The sequence below is a fragment of the Flavobacterium sp. YO12 genome (assembly GCF_004119495.1).
GTDB lineage: Bacteria > Bacteroidota > Bacteroidia > Flavobacteriales > Flavobacteriaceae > Flavobacterium.
Genome location: NZ_NRQU01000089.1, coordinates 1 through 15,192, shown reverse-complemented (window position 1 = coordinate 15,192; position 15,192 = coordinate 1). Strand labels below are relative to the sequence as shown.

The window sequence follows — 15,192 nt, the reverse complement described above, 5'->3', positions numbered from 1 at the left end:
GGGATTTTTTATTTCCTTACAAAACAAAACCTCAGAATCTTTACCGCTTTGCTCCTTTGAACCTCTTTACGTTACTTAGCATTTATAACATTACTTAAATTCTTTTTAAAAACAGCCTTGTTTTGCTCACTTAAGTTATACACAACATCTTTATCCGCATGAACAATAACTTTATCTATATTAGCCGCTAAAAGAGCCTGAGGGTCTTTGATTTTTAATGTGCAGGCACCATCAAAAAAACCGTCGTCTTCAATAATCTTTTTAGCTTCGATAATTGTACCATCACTTAATACTGCAGATATTGTCATTGTTTTATTGAGTGTTTTTGAATAAAATCCATCCATAACCAACATCAATCGGTATGAGTTTTTCAGCTCAGGTCCCTTAAATTCATGTCGGGTAATATTATAACGCAAACCTTTAGCCAATACCTGAAACTTAGCACTGCAGTCCAACTCATAAGTAGCTACATCTCCAGCTTCATTAACACTTGTAAGAACCTTTGCCGCTTGTGCATTTATAGATAAACTCGCAACAAAAAATGACATTAAGAATAGTACAATTTTCATAAGTAATTTGTTTTTAGGTTACTATAAAAGTAAAAAAAATCGTCTTTTCTCGTTAGAAAAAAGACGATTTTAATTTTATAAGTATCTAATAATTACTTATTTCCCTTCTCGAAGTCAGCTACGAATTGTGCTAAACCGATATCAGTTAACGGATGTTTCAATAATCCGTAAATTGCAGAAAGCGGTCCAGTCATTACATCAGCACCAATTTTTGCACAGTTTACAATATGCATTGTGTGACGTACAGAAGCTGCTAAAATTTGAGTTTCATAACCATAGTTATCGTAAATCTCTCTAATTTCTTGAATTAAATTCAAACCGTCTGTAGAAACATCATCTAAACGACCAATGAAAGGAGAAACATAAGTTGCACCCGCTTTTGCAGCCAATAATGCTTGTCCTGCAGAAAACACAAGAGTTACGTTTGTTTTAATTCCTTTATCAGAAAAATATTTTGCAGCCATTACACCTTCTTTTGTCATAGGCAATTTTACAACGATTTGATCATGTAACTCAGCTAACTCCTCACCTTCTTTCACCATTCCTTCAAAATCCAAAGCGTTTACTTCAGCACTTACATCACCTTCTACAAGATTGCAAATGTCAACATAATGCTTCAAGATATTGTTTTTTCCAGTAATTCCTTCTTTAGCCATCAAAGACGGGTTAGTTGTTACACCATCTAAAACGCCTAAAGCTTGTGCTTCTTTAATCTGAGCTAAATTAGCAGTATCAATAAAAAATTTCATAATCTATTTATATTTAATTGTGTTGAATATTATTTGGGCGTGTTCACCATGGCGAACGGGCTTTCGACTATATCTTTTGTTCCGCTTCACTTCACAAAAGAATAACACCTTTATCCCTCACGCAAACTCAGCTGCAAAATTACAACTTATAATTACTTAGAAGAATTCTTTTTATTTAATTCTTTCAATTCATCTCTAATTTCTTCAAGAACTTTTAACGTTTCTTCCTTATAAACTTCCGAATTGTTAATCTTATCACTCAAAGAGCTTAATATTCTTCGAAATACAAACCAAACAACAAGAAAAATTAAAACAACAAAAATAGTAGGCAAAAACTCTATCATCTGATTCATAATTTTACAAGTTATAATGATTCATCAGCATTTTTTCATAAACCTTATCTGGCAATGCACGTTTCAATACAATCGAAAACTTCTGCATGAAAGCTCCCACCTTATAATGAACTTTTGGTTTATCTTGTTGAATAATTTTAAAAACAGCTTCAGCCATTTCATTTGGATTACTTCCCGCATCAACATGTTCATCCATCGTTGCAAGTGTCTCTCCATACACTTTTTCATAAGCAGAAGCTTGAATAACCGGTGCATGATAACGTCCTGATGCAATATTTGTAGCAAAATCTCCAGGAGCCACATTTGTTATTTCAATCCCAAATTGCTTCACTTCCATCCTCAAAGCCTCCGTAATCAATTCTAAAGCTCCTTTTGAAGCCGAATAAACACTTCTGTAAGGCAATCCCATATAACCTGCAATTGAAGTAATATTAATAATCAAACCAGATTTTTGCTCACGCATTTGCGGCAATACTGATTTCATTACCTCAATTGGCCCAAAGAAATTAGTTTCAAAATTGTTTTTAATTTCTTCCATCGGAATTTCTTCCAAAGGTCCTGTAATTCCAACTCCAGCATTATTAATTACAATATCCAATCTCCCAGAAGCTGCAATAATTTTATTCACCGCCAGTTTAATTGATTCAGCATTTCGAACATCCAGAGCCACTAACGGGAAAATAGAATTCAATACTTTTTCAGGATTTCTGCTGGTTCCATATACAACGAATCCTTTTTTATGCAAAAATTCACCAATCGATTTTCCAATCCCTGAGGATGCACCTGTAATTAAAACAACTTTATTCATTTATTGAGTTATGAGTTATGAATTGTGACTTATGAGTTTTACGCAAAAAGACAAAATTTTTCATCTCTAACGCTTAACTCCAAACTTCACTAAGAACCAAAAATAAAAAAATCCTCCCGAAGGAAGACTACTTTTACATTAATTCTAAAAAAAAATCCCGAAACTTCGGGACAATAAAAAAAAGAAAAAAAATGGCAAGCGACCTACATCGCACCGCTCAACCACGTACCCTTGCTATGTTCCCATCCTGGGGGAGTCTGCAGGAGCTGGTCGTGTAGGACTTGCCGGTGCAAATATACAATCTTTTTATATTTTTGCAAGAGCTTTGCTGCTATAAAAATATCGTTGTATATTGGCTTATTCAAATTTTAAACTATGAAAAAATATAACTTCCTAGCTGTCATTTTATTAGGAACTACATTAATTGGATGTGGAGATAAAAATAAAGGTGAAAATTCTTTATTTAATATTGACGATTCTGCTTTTCCTGCCCATTTTCTTCCACAAGAAGCTGTTTCAATTGGAATTTCAAACCCAAATTCGAAAGAAATCGACAGCGTTGCGTACTTTGTTAACGATAAAAAAGTGGGAAGTAAAAAAGGAAATGAAAAATTTAAATTTGAACTAAAAGATCAAAGATTAGGTTATCAATATCTAAAAGCAACTGTTTATTTTGGAGGAAACTCATCTGATGCTACTAAAAGAATTGAATTAGTTTCAAGTGTTGAACCAAAATTACTAAACTATAAAGTTGTAAACACATACCCGCACGACACCAAAGCTTTTACAGAAGGTTTAGAGTTTTATGATGGCGTTTTATATGAAAGTACAGGTCAAAAAGGAGATTCTTATTTTAGATCTGTAGATTATAAAACTGGAAAAGTGATTAAACAAGTAGATCTTCCGAAAGAATATTTTGGTGAAGGAATTACTTTTATTAACGGAAAAGTTTTCCAATTAAGCTGGCAGGAAAAAACAGGCTTTATTTATGATGCTAAAACATTAAAACTTGAAAAAACATTTACCTACGACAAAGAAATTGAAGGCTGGGGAATGACAAATGACGGTAAATACATTTATCGTTCAGATGGAACTGAAAAAATCTGGAAGATGGATCCCGAAACTCAAAAACTTATTGATTACATCAATGTATACTCAGGAACTTCAAAAATTAAAGTTCTTAACGAATTGGAATATATCAACGGAAAGATCTATGCAAATGTTTGGCAAAAAGATGCTATTGCAATTATAAATCCAACTTCTGGAGCTGTTGAAGGCATTTTAAACCTTTCTGGTTTACGTAAATTCATCAAACATCCAGAAGCTGAAGTATTAAACGGAATCGCTTACAACCCACAAACCAAAACCATATTTGTTACTGGAAAATACTGGGAGAAAATGTTTGAAATAACCGTTTCTGAATAATAAAACAAAACTAATAAGAATACAAATTTCACAGATTTCGCGAATTAGTTCGTGATAATTTGTGAAATTTGTCTTTTATAACAATAACAATAATGACAACATTAATAAAAAACATACAAGAACTCCTTCAAGTTCGCGAAACTTCAATATCAAAAGTTTCAGGAGCTGAAATGGCAATACTTCCAACGCTTAAAAATGCTTTTTTACTGATAAAAGACAATCTAATTGTCAATTTTGGATTGATGGAAAATCTTCCTGAAATTGATGCAGACAAAGTTATCGATGCCACAGGAAAAGTAGTTCTGCCAACTTGGTGCGACAGTCACACTCATATTGTTTACGCCGGCAATCGCGAACAGGAATTTGTTGATCGTATTAACGGATTTACTTATGAAGAAATTGCTAATCGCGGAGGCGGAATATTAAATTCGGCTAAAAAATTAAACGAAACTTCAGAAGATGATATTTACGAACAATCTAAACTTCGTCTTGAAGAAGTAATGCAATTAGGAACTGGCGCTGTTGAAATAAAATCAGGTTACGGACTTACTATTGAAGGCGAATTAAAAATGCTTCGCGTAATTAAAAAACTAGCCGAAAATTATCCCATTTCAATAAAAGCTACTTTTTTGGGTGCTCATGCTTTTCCAACACATTACAAAGAAAACAAGGCTGGTTATATCGAAGAAATTATAACACAAATGATTCCTGAAATTGCTCAAGATAAGCTTGCTGATTATATTGATGTTTTCTGCGAAAGCGGTTATTTTTCTGTTGAAGAAACCGAAACAATAATGGATGCAGGAATAAAATCTGGCTTACTACCAAAAATACATGTAAACCAATTCAATTCTATTGGCGGAATACAAGCTGGCGTTAAATTTAAAGCCCTTTCTGTAGATCATCTTGAAATTATGAATCCAGAAGATATTGAAGCTTTAAAAGACACAGAAACGATGCCGGTTGCTTTACCGTCATGTTCGTATTTTTTAAGTATTCCATATACTCCAGCGCGCGAAATGATCAAAGCAGGTTTACCGCTTGCATTAGCAACCGATTTCAATCCAGGTTCTACGCCCTCAGGTAACATGAATTTTGTTGTAGCAACGGCTTGTATAAAGATGAAAATGACTCCCGAAGAAGCTATAAACGCAGCTACAATTAACGGAGCTTATGCAATGGGACTTTCAGAAACGCACGGAAGTATCACAAAAGGAAAAAAAGCCAATCTTATCCTGACGAAACCAATTTCTTCTTATTATCAAATACCTTATGCATTTGGCAGTAATTTAATTGAAAGTGTTTTTATAGAAGGAAAGATTATATAACAGTTACATCTGTGAATAGTTTTATCAATAAAAAAAGGTCTGTAAAAAAATCACAGACCTTTAATATTTTAGTGGTATTATTACTTAAGCGACGTGGTCTTATCTTAAACTGAAACTTGTTTTAGAAACCAACTCATCATTATCAAAAACATTGATAAAATAAGTTCCTTTAGCAAAATCTTTACCTGGTAAATCTTCAGTAACATTTACACTTTTGTTCTCATATTGAACAGTAGTTTTAAAGCTGTATGTTAATGATTTATCACCAAAGCTTTCAGTTTTCTTATCACCTAAAACGTTATTTTTAGAATCAATCACTTGAACATAATACGTTTTATCACCAGACTTAGCGATTTGATTTTCAGCAATTGTAAAGCTTACTTTCAAAACATCGGCACGGCTTGCTTTATCAGTTTCAACTTGTTTTCCTGAGCTTTTCAATTTGTAAGCTGCAGTTTTAGTATTTAAAACTGATAACTTAGAACCTCTTTCTACAGTTTTAGCCAATTCTTCATTTTGACCAACTAGTACTTCGTTATACTTTTTAGATTCTCCCAATACTACAATAGTACTATCTCTTTGAGTAGTTAAAACACCATTTTGTTTTTTCAACTCATCGTTTTCAGCAACTAAAGTTTTCATTTTACCTTGCATTGCTTGAACTTGAGATCTGAATTTAGAAACATCACCTTTAGATTTGTTCAAATCATCCATTAAAGCCACTACTTTATCTCTTTCTTGAATTAATTCATCAGACATTGAAGTATTCTCTGCAATTGCAGCATCATAAGTCGCTTTTAACTCTTGCAAATCTTTCATAACAGATTCTTTCTCTGTCATCGTTGTTGTAAGTTCAGTTTTAACCACTTCAGTATCAGAAGAAAGTTTAAAAATATACACTAAGCTACCAATTAGTAGGACTGCTAAAACTGCGATAATCGCCTTTAGACTTGAATTGTTGTTCTTTGGGTTTTCCATATTGAATAATTTTCTTTAAAAACAAATTTAAGAATTAATATATCGTAATAACGTAAGTTGACGCAATTATATTATTTTTGGAAAATATTTTTTTTAATGGAAAAACTAATTCCTTTTACAGTCAATGATTTGGCAAAGGTCACAAATCATCGAAGCGGCGAAATAAAATTTGGAGAAAAAATGATTGTCATTCCTAAGGGAGCTGATAAAATCAAATTTTTACAAGAAAGCGAAGCAAAATACGTTCTTTTAGGGATTCCTGAAGATATTGGCGTGCGTGCTAACTACGGAAGACCAGGAGCTGCTTCTGCTTGGAGCAGTGCCATAAAAAGCATTGCCAATATCCAACACAATCGCTTTTGCAAAGGCAGCCAGATTATAGTTTTAGGACAGCTTAATGTTGCCGAAGAAATGCGAAATGTTGAAAAACTAGACTTTAATGACATTGACGACCGATCTAAATTAAGTCAATTAGTAGAAAAAATTGACAAAGAGGTTTCGCATATTATTTTTACTATAATTAAAGCTGGAAAAACTCCAATTATAATTGGCGGCGGTCATAATAATGCTTACGGAAATATTAAAGGCTCGGCTTTAGCCAAAGGAAAACCTATTAACGCCATAAATTTTGATGCCCATTCTGATTTTAGAATTCTGGAAGGCCGTCATAGCGGAAATGGCTTCTCATATGCTTACGAAGAAGGTTTCCTAAAAAAATACTTCATTTTTGGATTGCACGAAAATTATACTTCAAAAAGTGTTTTAGACATTATTAAAAAACTAGAAGACCGCGTTCGCTATAATACTTATGACAGCGTCAATATTCGTAAAGAAAAAGACTTTGACAAAGAAATGGCTCTTGCACTCGAATTTATCAAAACTGATTCGTTTGGAATTGAAATTGACTTAGATGCAATTCCTAATATTGCCAGCAGTGCAATGACTATAAGTGGATTTTCGGTTGAAGAACTCAGACAATTCATTTCTTTTTTCGGACAGCATAAAAATGCAGCATATCTTCATATTTGCGAAGGTGCACCAGATTTAGCTGATTCTCCAAACAACAATTTAATTGGAAAATTAATTGGTTATTTGGTTACCGATTTTGTGAAAGCTAATAACGAAAAAGAAAAATCTCAATGAAGAACAACTACTTTAAAACCACACATTTCCCAAATAATACAAGAATCAAATAAACGATTGACCGAATAAACCTATCTTTGCACAGATTTTAGTACTTAAAACTAAAATCTTAATTACTAAGATATGTTATTCGAAGATTTATCACTTTCAAAAAGTATACAAAAAGCCGTATTTGAAGAAGGCTACTTAAATCCTACCCCAATTCAGGAAAAATCAATTCCGATTGTTTTGGCTGGGCGGGATTTAATTGGCTGCGCGCAAACAGGTACGGGAAAAACTGCAGCATTTGCAATTCCTATCATACATCAATTACACCGAATTGTAGGCTCTTCAAAAAAAGGCCAAACAAATTCGTGCTCTTGTAGTTACTCCTACTCGTGAATTAGCAGTACAAATTGGTCAAAGTTTTGACACTTATGCTAAATATACAAACCTAACTCAACTGACTATTTTTGGCGGTGTTTCACAAAACCCACAAGTTGAAGCTTTAAAAAATGGTGTAGATATTTTAGTAGCTACTCCTGGCCGCTTACTTGATTTACATAAACAAGGTTTTCTAGATTTTAATCATTTGCATACTTTAGTTCTTGATGAAGCAGATCAAATGCTTGATATGGGTTTTATAAATGATGTAAAGAAGATTGTAAAACTGACTCCAAAAAACAGACAAACTTTACTTTTCTCTGCTACAATGCCTTTAGCGATTCGCGAACTGGCCGAAATGTTTTTACAAGATCCAGAAAAAGTAGAAGTTTCTCCAGTTTCTTCAACTGCCGAAAATGTAGAACAGCGTATTTATTTTGTTGATAAAACAGAAAAAAGAAATTTATTATACCATTTGATAAAAAACGAAAACTTATCAAATGTACTTGTTTTTTCAAGAACGAAACATGGAGCTGATAATGTTGTAAAAGCACTTAGAAAAAAAGATATTCCTGCAGAAGCAATTCACGGAGATAAATCTCAAAATGCAAGACAACGTGTTTTAGATGCTTTTAAAAACAAAGAAGTTGGCGTACTTGTAGCTACAGATATTGCGGCAAGAGGAATTGATATTGAACAGCTTCCTTATGTTATCAATTTTGATCTTCCTAATATTCCTGAAACTTACGTACACCGTATTGGACGTACCGGGCGCGCAGGAAATGGTGGTATTGCAATTTCATTTTGTGGAAAAGACGAGCATCCGTACTGGAAAGATATTCAGAAATTGATAAAGGTAGATGTTCAAACTATTAAAGATCATCCTTACCCTTGGCATGAAGGAAGTCCAGAAGCGGGAGAAAAACCTAAAAATTCAAACCGAAGCGGCGGAGCTCATAAATCGAGAAAATCAAATGCTTCTAAACAAAATAAAAAACGCTGGTACTAATACGTAACAGAATTTAATTCAATACTAAACACGAATTTCACTAATTTGCACAAATTTTTATAGACTAGTGCTAATTTGTGAAATTCGTGTTTATTGTTTTATATATTACCCTCTTAACCAACGTTTTTTGCTTCATTTATTAAGTAGTTTAAAATTTTAAACAACTTAACAGGCTCAAACGGTTTTACAATAATATCGTTTATTCCTGACGAAATTGCTTCGTCTGTTATTTCATCTTTATCAAAAGCAGTTAAGGCAACTATAGGCGTTTTTATACCTAAAAGACGAATTCTTTTTGTGGTTTCAAATCCATTCATTAATGGCATATTAATATCCATTAAAATAAGATCAAACTCCTCCGTTTCTAATATTTTTAAGGCTCCAAATCCATCATCTACAACAGAACAGATATAGTTGTTTTTCTCGATAATTTTCTTCGTTACCAGCTGATTAATCAAGTTGTCTTCAACAATTAAAATTTTATAAATTTCATTGGAGGTTAAATCAACTTCAATTTCTTCTATAATCTTTTTAGTTTTTTGAGGATCATGCTCAAATGGAACTTTAAAAGAGAAAGCTGTTCCCTTACCGAGATCACTTTCCACACTAATTGTACTTCCAAAAAGCCCTAATAATCTTTTTACAATACTAAGACCTAAACCGGTTCCTTGATAATCTTCATCTTTTCTTCCCACTTGAACAAATTTTTCAAAAATTTTATTTTGATCAACAGCAGCTATACCTACTCCATTGTCTTTAATTAGAAAATCCAAAAAGTAAAACTTCCCGTCGATTCGGTCAAGTTTAACCACAATATCGACTTCACCATTTTTAGTAAACTTTAAAGCATTACTAACCAAGTTCATTAAAATTTGAGCCAAACGAAGTTTATCTCCAATTAGATATTCTGGAATCTTATCATCAATATCTATGTTTATCTTATTATTATTTTTTTGAGATAAGAAAGAAAGGGAATTCTTGATTACAATTATCTCATCAGAAATATTAAACGTTAAGTTCTCCAGCACCACCTTATTTTCTTCAATTTTATTGATTTGAAGAATGTCATTTACAAGTGACAATAAATATCTGGCAGAGAATTTCAAAGCACTTAAATGCTCGCTTCGTGATAATTCCTTATGTTCATCGAGCAGCATGTTCGTTATACCAACTACACCATAAAGCGGTGTGCGTAATTCGTGGCTTATAGTCGAAATAAATTGAGTTTTTAAGAGTGAGGCTTCCTCTGCAATTTCTTTTGCTTTTAGAAGCTCTAAATTGTGTTTTTTCTTAAGTCTGATATTTTTAATTAAAGTAATAATCAGAAATAGCAAAATCAAAGAAATTAAAACAAATAGTATAACAATAATTTTTGATTTTTTAAGACTGTGATATTGTTCTACTTTTTCGTTCTCGACTTTATCAATCTGCCTTTTATATTCGTCTAATTCTAGATTAAACCCAGCAACAGTCGCTTTCTTAATTTTTTCATCATTATACAACTCATCAGTAAGCTTGGTATACATAGAAAGATTTTCATAAGCTTCTTTGAGTCTGTTTTTTTTAGTTAAAAATCTTGAATATTCTAAATGAGCAAACGCTAAATCAGATTTTTGAGTATTACCCTTCCCTGCTTTTATAGCTTTTGCAAAAAAAGCATCCGCCAAGTTGTCCTCATTACGAAAATTGTGATAAATACCATTAAACATATTCACAACAATTTCCGTCAACTCATCTCCATACTTTTCCTTATTCTCATTTACATATTTTAGATACGGATAACCTTCCTCATATTTCTTAATATCAAAATACGCCCAGACAATATTTACATTACTAAAATAAACCTGACTTAAATCTTTAATTTTTAAACCATAAACAATCGATTTTTTATAATATTGGATTCCTTTCTCGAACTGTTTTTTTCAAAACAGTACATATTTCCTAGATTATTATAAAGATTGTACTTAATAGAATCGTTTTTTGTTTTATTGGCATAATACAAACTTTTGTTATAAAAGAAGATTGCCTTGTCAACTTCTAATAACTCATTATAGTTTGCCGCAATGATATTGTACGAACGAGAAATTAAGGTAGGATTCTTAGAATTAGTTGCACCATTTAATGCAGCTCTGGAAGTAATTAATGATTTTTCGAAGTTTGACTCTCTAAAATCAGCTAATGCTTTTTTTATAAGTTTATCAATCTTTGCCTCTGATATGGGTTCAGTTTGCCCGATCGCTGAATTGACAAAACAATTCAGAAATACAAGAAGAAATAAAAAAATCCGTTTTCGGGGCATTAATCGGCTAATTTTATCAAATATACATTTAATAATTTAAAAAAAGAGCTGTATTTCAATTAAAAAATACAGCTCTTTTTTTAGATATAAAAACACGTTTTTCTATTGAAAAAAGTATCTTTTTTAACTTTCAGATACAACCTCAGTTTCTTCATTACCTTCCCATTGTCCAACAACCGAAGTAGCTAATGCATTACCCAAAACGTTTGTTGCACTTCTAAACATATCACAAAAGTGATCAATAGGTAAAATCAAGGCAATACCTTCTACAGGAATTTTAAACATTCCGCAAGTTGCTGCAACAACAACTAAACTAGCTCTTGGCACACCTGCAATTCCTTTACTGGTTAACATCAATACTAAAAGCATTACCATTTGAGTTCCTAAATCTAAATCGACTTTATAAAATTGAGCAATAAAAATACTCGCAAAAGTCATATACATCATACTTCCGTCTAGATTAAACGAATAACCAAGAGGCAGCATAAATGATACAATTCTATCTTTTACACCAAAATTTTCTAATTCTTCAGTTAATTTAGGAAAAACAGCTTCACTGCTTGTAGTTCCAAAAGCAATAGCCAAAGGTCCAACAATACGTCTTAATAACTCGGTCATTCTTCCTTTTAGAAAAATATAACCTACAGCTATTAAAACAACCCATAAAGTACCAATTCCAAGTAAGAAAGATCCAAAGAATTTAAAGTATGTTATAATCAACTCTTCGGCATCTCTAATTGCAAATACACCTGCAATAGCCCCAAACACTCCAATTGGAGCAAAGTTCATTACATAATTCACCATTTTCAAAACGATGTGCGACATTTTATCTAAAGCTCCAATTACAGGCTTCACCGTATTTCCTAATGATGCAGCAGCTAATCCAAAAAAGATTGAAAACACAACGATTTGTAAAATCTCATTGGTTGCCATTGCCTCAAAAATACTTTTAGGAACGATATGTTCAACAAAATTCTCGAAAGATAAATTTTGAGTTTTTCCAGTTACCTCTGTTGCAGATGCCATATCAACATGCCCTAAATTGATTCCAACTCCCGGCTCTAAAATATTTACATAAAATAGTCCAATCAATAAAGAAATAAATGAAGCTGTAAAAAACCAACCAAGTGCTTTTCCTCCAACTCTTCCAACCGTTTTTATATCACCTAATTTTGCGATTCCAACCACTAAAGTTGTAAAAACTAAAGGCGAAATAATCATTTGCACCAAACGAATAAAAATAGTTGCCAGCATTTTTATTTTGTTGCTGAAAGACAACGCAGCTTCAGGAGAAATATAATGATGAAGGGTAATTCCTAGAGCTGCTCCAAGAACCATAGCAATTAAAATTTGCCCAGTTAGTCCTGAAAGAAATGATTTTTTTTGGTTTCTGTAACTTGCATTAATTTGTTTTTTAATTATTAAAATATAAGACCCTCACTGTCTTAATTTTTATTAATATGTTTTGTTGATTAAATAAAAATCAGCCAAAACAATTGCGGCCATTGCTTCAACAATTGGCACAGCACGAGGTACAACGCACGGATCATGACGTCCTTTTCCGGTCATTGGTGTTATGTTTCCTTTATTATCAAGCGAATCTTGAGTCTGCATAATGGTAGCAACTGGTTTAAAAGCAACTCTAAAATAGATATCCATTCCGTTACTAATTCCACCTTGAATTCCGCCAGAAAGATTTGTTTTTGTAGTTCCGTCAGAATTATACAAATCGTTATGTTCGCTTCCTTTCATTTCAGATCCAGAAAATCCGCTTCCGTATTCAAAACCTTTAACTGCATTTATAGAAAGCATCGCTTTTCCTAATTCAGCATGTAATTTATCAAATACCGGTTCTCCTAAACCAACTGGAACATTTTGAATCACACAAGATACAACACCACCAACGGTGTCTCCTTGTTTGCGAATATCACGAATATATTCTTCCATAATTGCTGCTGATTTTTCGTCTGGACAGCGAACTGGATTGCTTTCGATTTTAGAAAAATCTAAGTCCTGATAAGGTGTGTCTAAATGAATAGGTCCAACAGAAGAAACGTAAGCATTAATTTTAATTTGAGGCAGCATTTGTTTTGCAATTGCTCCTGCTACAACTCTGCTTGCTGTTTCACGTGCAGAACTTCTTCCGCCGCCGCGATAATCACGAAAACCGTATTTTTGATCATACACGTAATCAGCATGACTTGGTCTGTAATTATCTTTTATATGCGAATAGTCGTCTGACTTTTGGTTGGTGTTTGGAATAATAAAACCTATTGGAGTTCCAGTAGTTTTACCTTCAAAAATTCCAGATAAAAACTGAACTGCGTCTGGTTCTTTACGTTGGGTAACAATTGCTGATTGTCCTGGTTTTCTGCGAGACATTTCAACTTCAATTGCTTCTAAATCAAGTTCAATTCCTGATGGACAACCGTCTATAATTCCGCCTAAAGCTTCACCATGAGATTCTCCAAATGTTGTAACTTTATATAGGGTGCCGTAGCTATTTCCTGCCATTGTTATTTGTTTTGAGCAAATGTAAGTTTTATGAATTAAATTAAAAAATTTAAAATTGTTATTGTTAATTAAAGATCAAACAAATAAAAATCACAATTTATTAAAACTGCAGCCAAATTAGTAACCTTTTGATAAAACCGTTTTACGAAGAGATTCTTTTATTTGCTAAACTTCAAATTAATAAAAATTGAAAAAAAGAAATGTTGAATTGGTCATTATCTCAGATGTCCACTTAGGAACTTACGGAAGTCACGCCAAAGAATTAAACAACTATTTATCAAGCATTAAACCTAAAACTTTAATACTTAACGGAGATATAATTGATGCTTGGCAGTTTAGAAAATCCTACTTTCCTAAATCGCATTTAAGGGTTATACAACGTATAATAGGAATGGCTTCTAAAGGAACAAAAGTCTATTATATTACTGGAAATCATGATGAAATTCTACGAAAATTCAGCGACATGAATCTAGGAAATTTTAGTTTGGTTGATAAATTAGTTTTAGAATTAGACGATAAAAAAGCTTGGATTTTTCACGGAGATGTATTTGATGCTTCTGTACAACACTCAAAATGGATTGCAAAACTAGGCGGTTTAGGATATGATTATTTAATTTTGAGTAATCGTTTTGCTAATTGGTGTTTGGCAAAATTAGGCAGAGAACCTTACTCCTTTTCAAAAAAAATAAAAGCCAGCGTAAAAAAAGCCGTTAAATTCATCTCAGATTTTGAAACTACTGCAACTGATCTGGCTATCGAAAAAAATTACGATTATGTAATCTGCGGGCATATTCACGAGCCCAAAATCGTAACAAAAGAAAACAAACACGGATCAACATTATACTTAAACTCCGGCGACTGGATCGAAAACTTGACAGCATTAGAATATCATAAAAAACGCTGGAAATTATACTCTTATACAGAAAGTAATTTTTCAGAAGAAGAAAATCTTTTTGAAATGGAAGATATTCTTACCTCTCAATTAATCTCATCAATAATTCTTAAATAGTAAACACATAGCACACCAATACTTTTAGGTTAATTTACAACGTTTCAAATGTTGCGAAATGTGAATTATATAACAATTTCCAAAAATTTTATACGTTCTTGAATTAGGAGAACTATACATTTGAAAAAAATTAATTTAACCATTTTATGAAAAAGATTATTCTATCTGCCATTATGCTATTAGGATTAGCATTTACGGCTCAATCACAGGAAATTTCAAAAAACGCTCTTGGTATACGTTTAGGCGACAATAACGGCTTTGGAGGTGAAGTATCTTACCAACTGGGATTAAATCAAAAAAACAGACTTGAATTTGATTTAGGATGGAGAAACAGCAGCGATGTTGACGCCATTAAAGGTGTTGCTTTGTACCAATGGGTTTGGAATATTGACGGCGGTTTTAATTGGTATGCTGGTGTTGGTGGTGGTTTAGCTGCATGGGATCATGATTATTACAATAACAACTACAAATACAACGACAGCGGAACTTATGTTTTTGCAGCTGGAGATATTGGTATAGAATATAGATTTAGCGAAGTGCCAATTACATTATCATTAGATGCCAGACCTGAAATTGGTTCTGGATATTATGATGATGACAACTTCGGATTTGATGTTGGTCTTGGTGTTAAATTTAGATTTTAAT

At 32.7% G+C, this 15,192-nt stretch carries 14 protein-coding genes, 1 other RNA gene and 1 pseudogene; 6 read left to right on the top strand and 10 right to left on the bottom strand.

All coding sequences use genetic code 11. From position 1 onward, the window contains the following. Positions 1-71 precede the first annotated feature (71 nt). The 5 genes from BOW55_RS19260 to ffs all read right to left on the bottom strand — a co-directional run bounded on the left by BOW55_RS19260 (position 72) and on the right by ffs (position 2,766). A complete protein-coding gene (locus tag BOW55_RS19260) occupies positions 72-569 on the bottom strand; it encodes a hypothetical protein (protein ID WP_129025938.1) in 498 nt (165 codons plus the stop codon). A 92-nt stretch (positions 570-661) separates the two neighbouring features. Continuing rightward, complete coding sequence (fsa, locus tag BOW55_RS19255) at positions 662-1,318, bottom strand: fructose-6-phosphate aldolase (RefSeq protein ID WP_089052819.1); 657 nt, start codon at positions 1,316-1,318, stop codon at positions 662-664. 152 nt (positions 1,319-1,470) lie between these two features. Then, positions 1,471-1,671, bottom strand: a complete 201-nt coding sequence (locus tag BOW55_RS19250) for a hypothetical protein (RefSeq protein ID WP_129025936.1) — start codon at positions 1,669-1,671, stop codon at positions 1,471-1,473. Positions 1,672-1,675: 4 nt separating this feature from the next. Continuing rightward, entirely contained in the window at positions 1,676-2,479 is an 804-nt protein-coding gene (locus tag BOW55_RS19245; RefSeq protein ID WP_129025934.1) for an SDR family oxidoreductase, read from the bottom strand. 189 nt (positions 2,480-2,668) lie between these two features. Beyond that, positions 2,669-2,766: signal recognition particle sRNA small type (gene ffs, locus BOW55_RS19240), an RNA gene on the bottom strand. Between the two features lie 88 nt (positions 2,767-2,854). Between ffs and BOW55_RS19235 the strand changes: the two genes are divergently transcribed. Together BOW55_RS19235 and hutI are read left to right on the top strand one after the other, a co-directional pair. After that, positions 2,855-3,904 (top strand): glutaminyl-peptide cyclotransferase, encoded by a 1,050-nt coding sequence (locus tag BOW55_RS19235; RefSeq protein ID WP_129025933.1) that lies wholly within the window; start codon positions 2,855-2,857, stop codon positions 3,902-3,904. A gap of 92 nt (positions 3,905-3,996) precedes the next feature. Beyond that, positions 3,997-5,232, top strand: a complete 1,236-nt coding sequence (gene hutI / locus BOW55_RS19230) for an imidazolonepropionase (protein ID WP_129025931.1) — start codon at positions 3,997-3,999, stop codon at positions 5,230-5,232. Positions 5,233-5,331: 99 nt separating this feature from the next. Here hutI and BOW55_RS19225 read toward each other — a convergent pair whose 3' ends face one another. After that, complete coding sequence (locus BOW55_RS19225) at positions 5,332-6,210, bottom strand: hypothetical protein (RefSeq protein WP_089052815.1); 879 nt, start codon at positions 6,208-6,210, stop codon at positions 5,332-5,334. Positions 6,211-6,306: 96 nt separating this feature from the next. Here BOW55_RS19225 and BOW55_RS19220 point away from each other — a divergent pair, with 96 nt between their 5' ends. Further along, entirely contained in the window at positions 6,307-7,353 is a 1,047-nt protein-coding gene (locus BOW55_RS19220) for a formimidoylglutamase (RefSeq protein ID WP_129025929.1), read from the top strand. 123 nt (positions 7,354-7,476) lie between these two features. Then, positions 7,477-8,725 (top strand): annotated as a pseudogene (locus BOW55_RS19215) (DEAD/DEAH box helicase). Between the two features lie 113 nt (positions 8,726-8,838). Here BOW55_RS19215 and BOW55_RS19210 read toward each other — a convergent pair. The 4 genes from BOW55_RS19210 to aroC form a co-directional block, all read right to left on the bottom strand. Further along, entirely contained in the window at positions 8,839-10,434 is a 1,596-nt protein-coding gene (locus BOW55_RS19210; RefSeq protein WP_241686624.1) for a response regulator, read from the bottom strand. A 155-nt stretch (positions 10,435-10,589) separates the two neighbouring features. Then, positions 10,590-11,024: a hypothetical protein gene (locus BOW55_RS21450; protein ID WP_241686623.1), complete on the bottom strand. Its 435-nt coding sequence runs from the start codon at positions 11,022-11,024 to the stop codon at positions 10,590-10,592. Between the two features lie 123 nt (positions 11,025-11,147). After that, a complete protein-coding gene (locus tag BOW55_RS19205; protein ID WP_241686622.1) occupies positions 11,148-12,362 on the bottom strand; it encodes a dicarboxylate/amino acid:cation symporter in 1,215 nt (404 codons plus the stop codon). Between the two features lie 117 nt (positions 12,363-12,479). After that, the gene (gene aroC, locus BOW55_RS19200) at positions 12,480-13,538 is read right to left on the bottom strand and encodes a chorismate synthase (protein WP_129025926.1); all 1,059 of its coding nucleotides are present in this window, start codon (positions 13,536-13,538) and stop codon (positions 12,480-12,482) included. A gap of 187 nt (positions 13,539-13,725) precedes the next feature. Here aroC and BOW55_RS19195 point away from each other — a divergent pair, with 187 nt between their 5' ends. Both BOW55_RS19195 and BOW55_RS19190 read left to right on the top strand, forming a co-directional pair. Then, positions 13,726-14,547: a UDP-2,3-diacylglucosamine diphosphatase gene (locus BOW55_RS19195; protein WP_089052809.1), complete on the top strand. Its 822-nt coding sequence runs from the start codon at positions 13,726-13,728 to the stop codon at positions 14,545-14,547. 146 nt (positions 14,548-14,693) lie between these two features. Next, on the top strand, positions 14,694-15,191 hold the full coding sequence (locus BOW55_RS19190; protein ID WP_089052808.1) for a hypothetical protein: 498 nt from the start codon (positions 14,694-14,696) through the stop codon (positions 15,189-15,191). Position 15,192 lies beyond the last annotated feature (1 nt).

Excerpts from the sequence above, each read along its gene's own strand:
- BOW55_RS19260 (WP_129025938.1), bottom strand. The coding sequence starts at position 569 with ATGAAAATTGTACTATTCTTAATGTCATTTTTTGTTGCGAGTTTATCT.
- aroC (WP_129025926.1), bottom strand. The coding sequence starts at position 13,538 with ATGGCAGGAAATAGCTACGGCACCCTATATAAAGTTACAACATTTGGA.
- BOW55_RS19210 (WP_241686624.1), bottom strand. The coding sequence starts at position 10,434 with ATGTTTAATGGTATTTATCACAATTTTCGTAATGAGGACAACTTGGCG.
- fsa (WP_089052819.1), bottom strand. The coding sequence starts at position 1,318 with ATGAAATTTTTTATTGATACTGCTAATTTAGCTCAGATTAAAGAAGCA.
- BOW55_RS19250 (WP_129025936.1), bottom strand. The coding sequence starts at position 1,671 with ATGAATCAGATGATAGAGTTTTTGCCTACTATTTTTGTTGTTTTAATT.
- BOW55_RS19225 (WP_089052815.1), bottom strand. The coding sequence starts at position 6,210 with ATGGAAAACCCAAAGAACAACAATTCAAGTCTAAAGGCGATTATCGCA.
- BOW55_RS19205 (WP_241686622.1), bottom strand. The coding sequence starts at position 12,362 with ATGGTTCTTGGAGCAGCTCTAGGAATTACCCTTCATCATTATATTTCT.
- BOW55_RS19245 (WP_129025934.1), bottom strand. The coding sequence starts at position 2,479 with ATGAATAAAGTTGTTTTAATTACAGGTGCATCCTCAGGGATTGGAAAA.
- BOW55_RS19190 (WP_089052808.1), top strand. The coding sequence starts at position 14,694 with ATGAAAAAGATTATTCTATCTGCCATTATGCTATTAGGATTAGCATTT.
- hutI (WP_129025931.1), top strand. The coding sequence starts at position 3,997 with ATGACAACATTAATAAAAAACATACAAGAACTCCTTCAAGTTCGCGAA.
- BOW55_RS19235 (WP_129025933.1), top strand. The coding sequence starts at position 2,855 with ATGAAAAAATATAACTTCCTAGCTGTCATTTTATTAGGAACTACATTA.
- BOW55_RS19220 (WP_129025929.1), top strand. The coding sequence starts at position 6,307 with ATGGAAAAACTAATTCCTTTTACAGTCAATGATTTGGCAAAGGTCACA.
- BOW55_RS21450 (WP_241686623.1), bottom strand. The coding sequence starts at position 11,024 with ATGCCCCGAAAACGGATTTTTTTATTTCTTCTTGTATTTCTGAATTGT.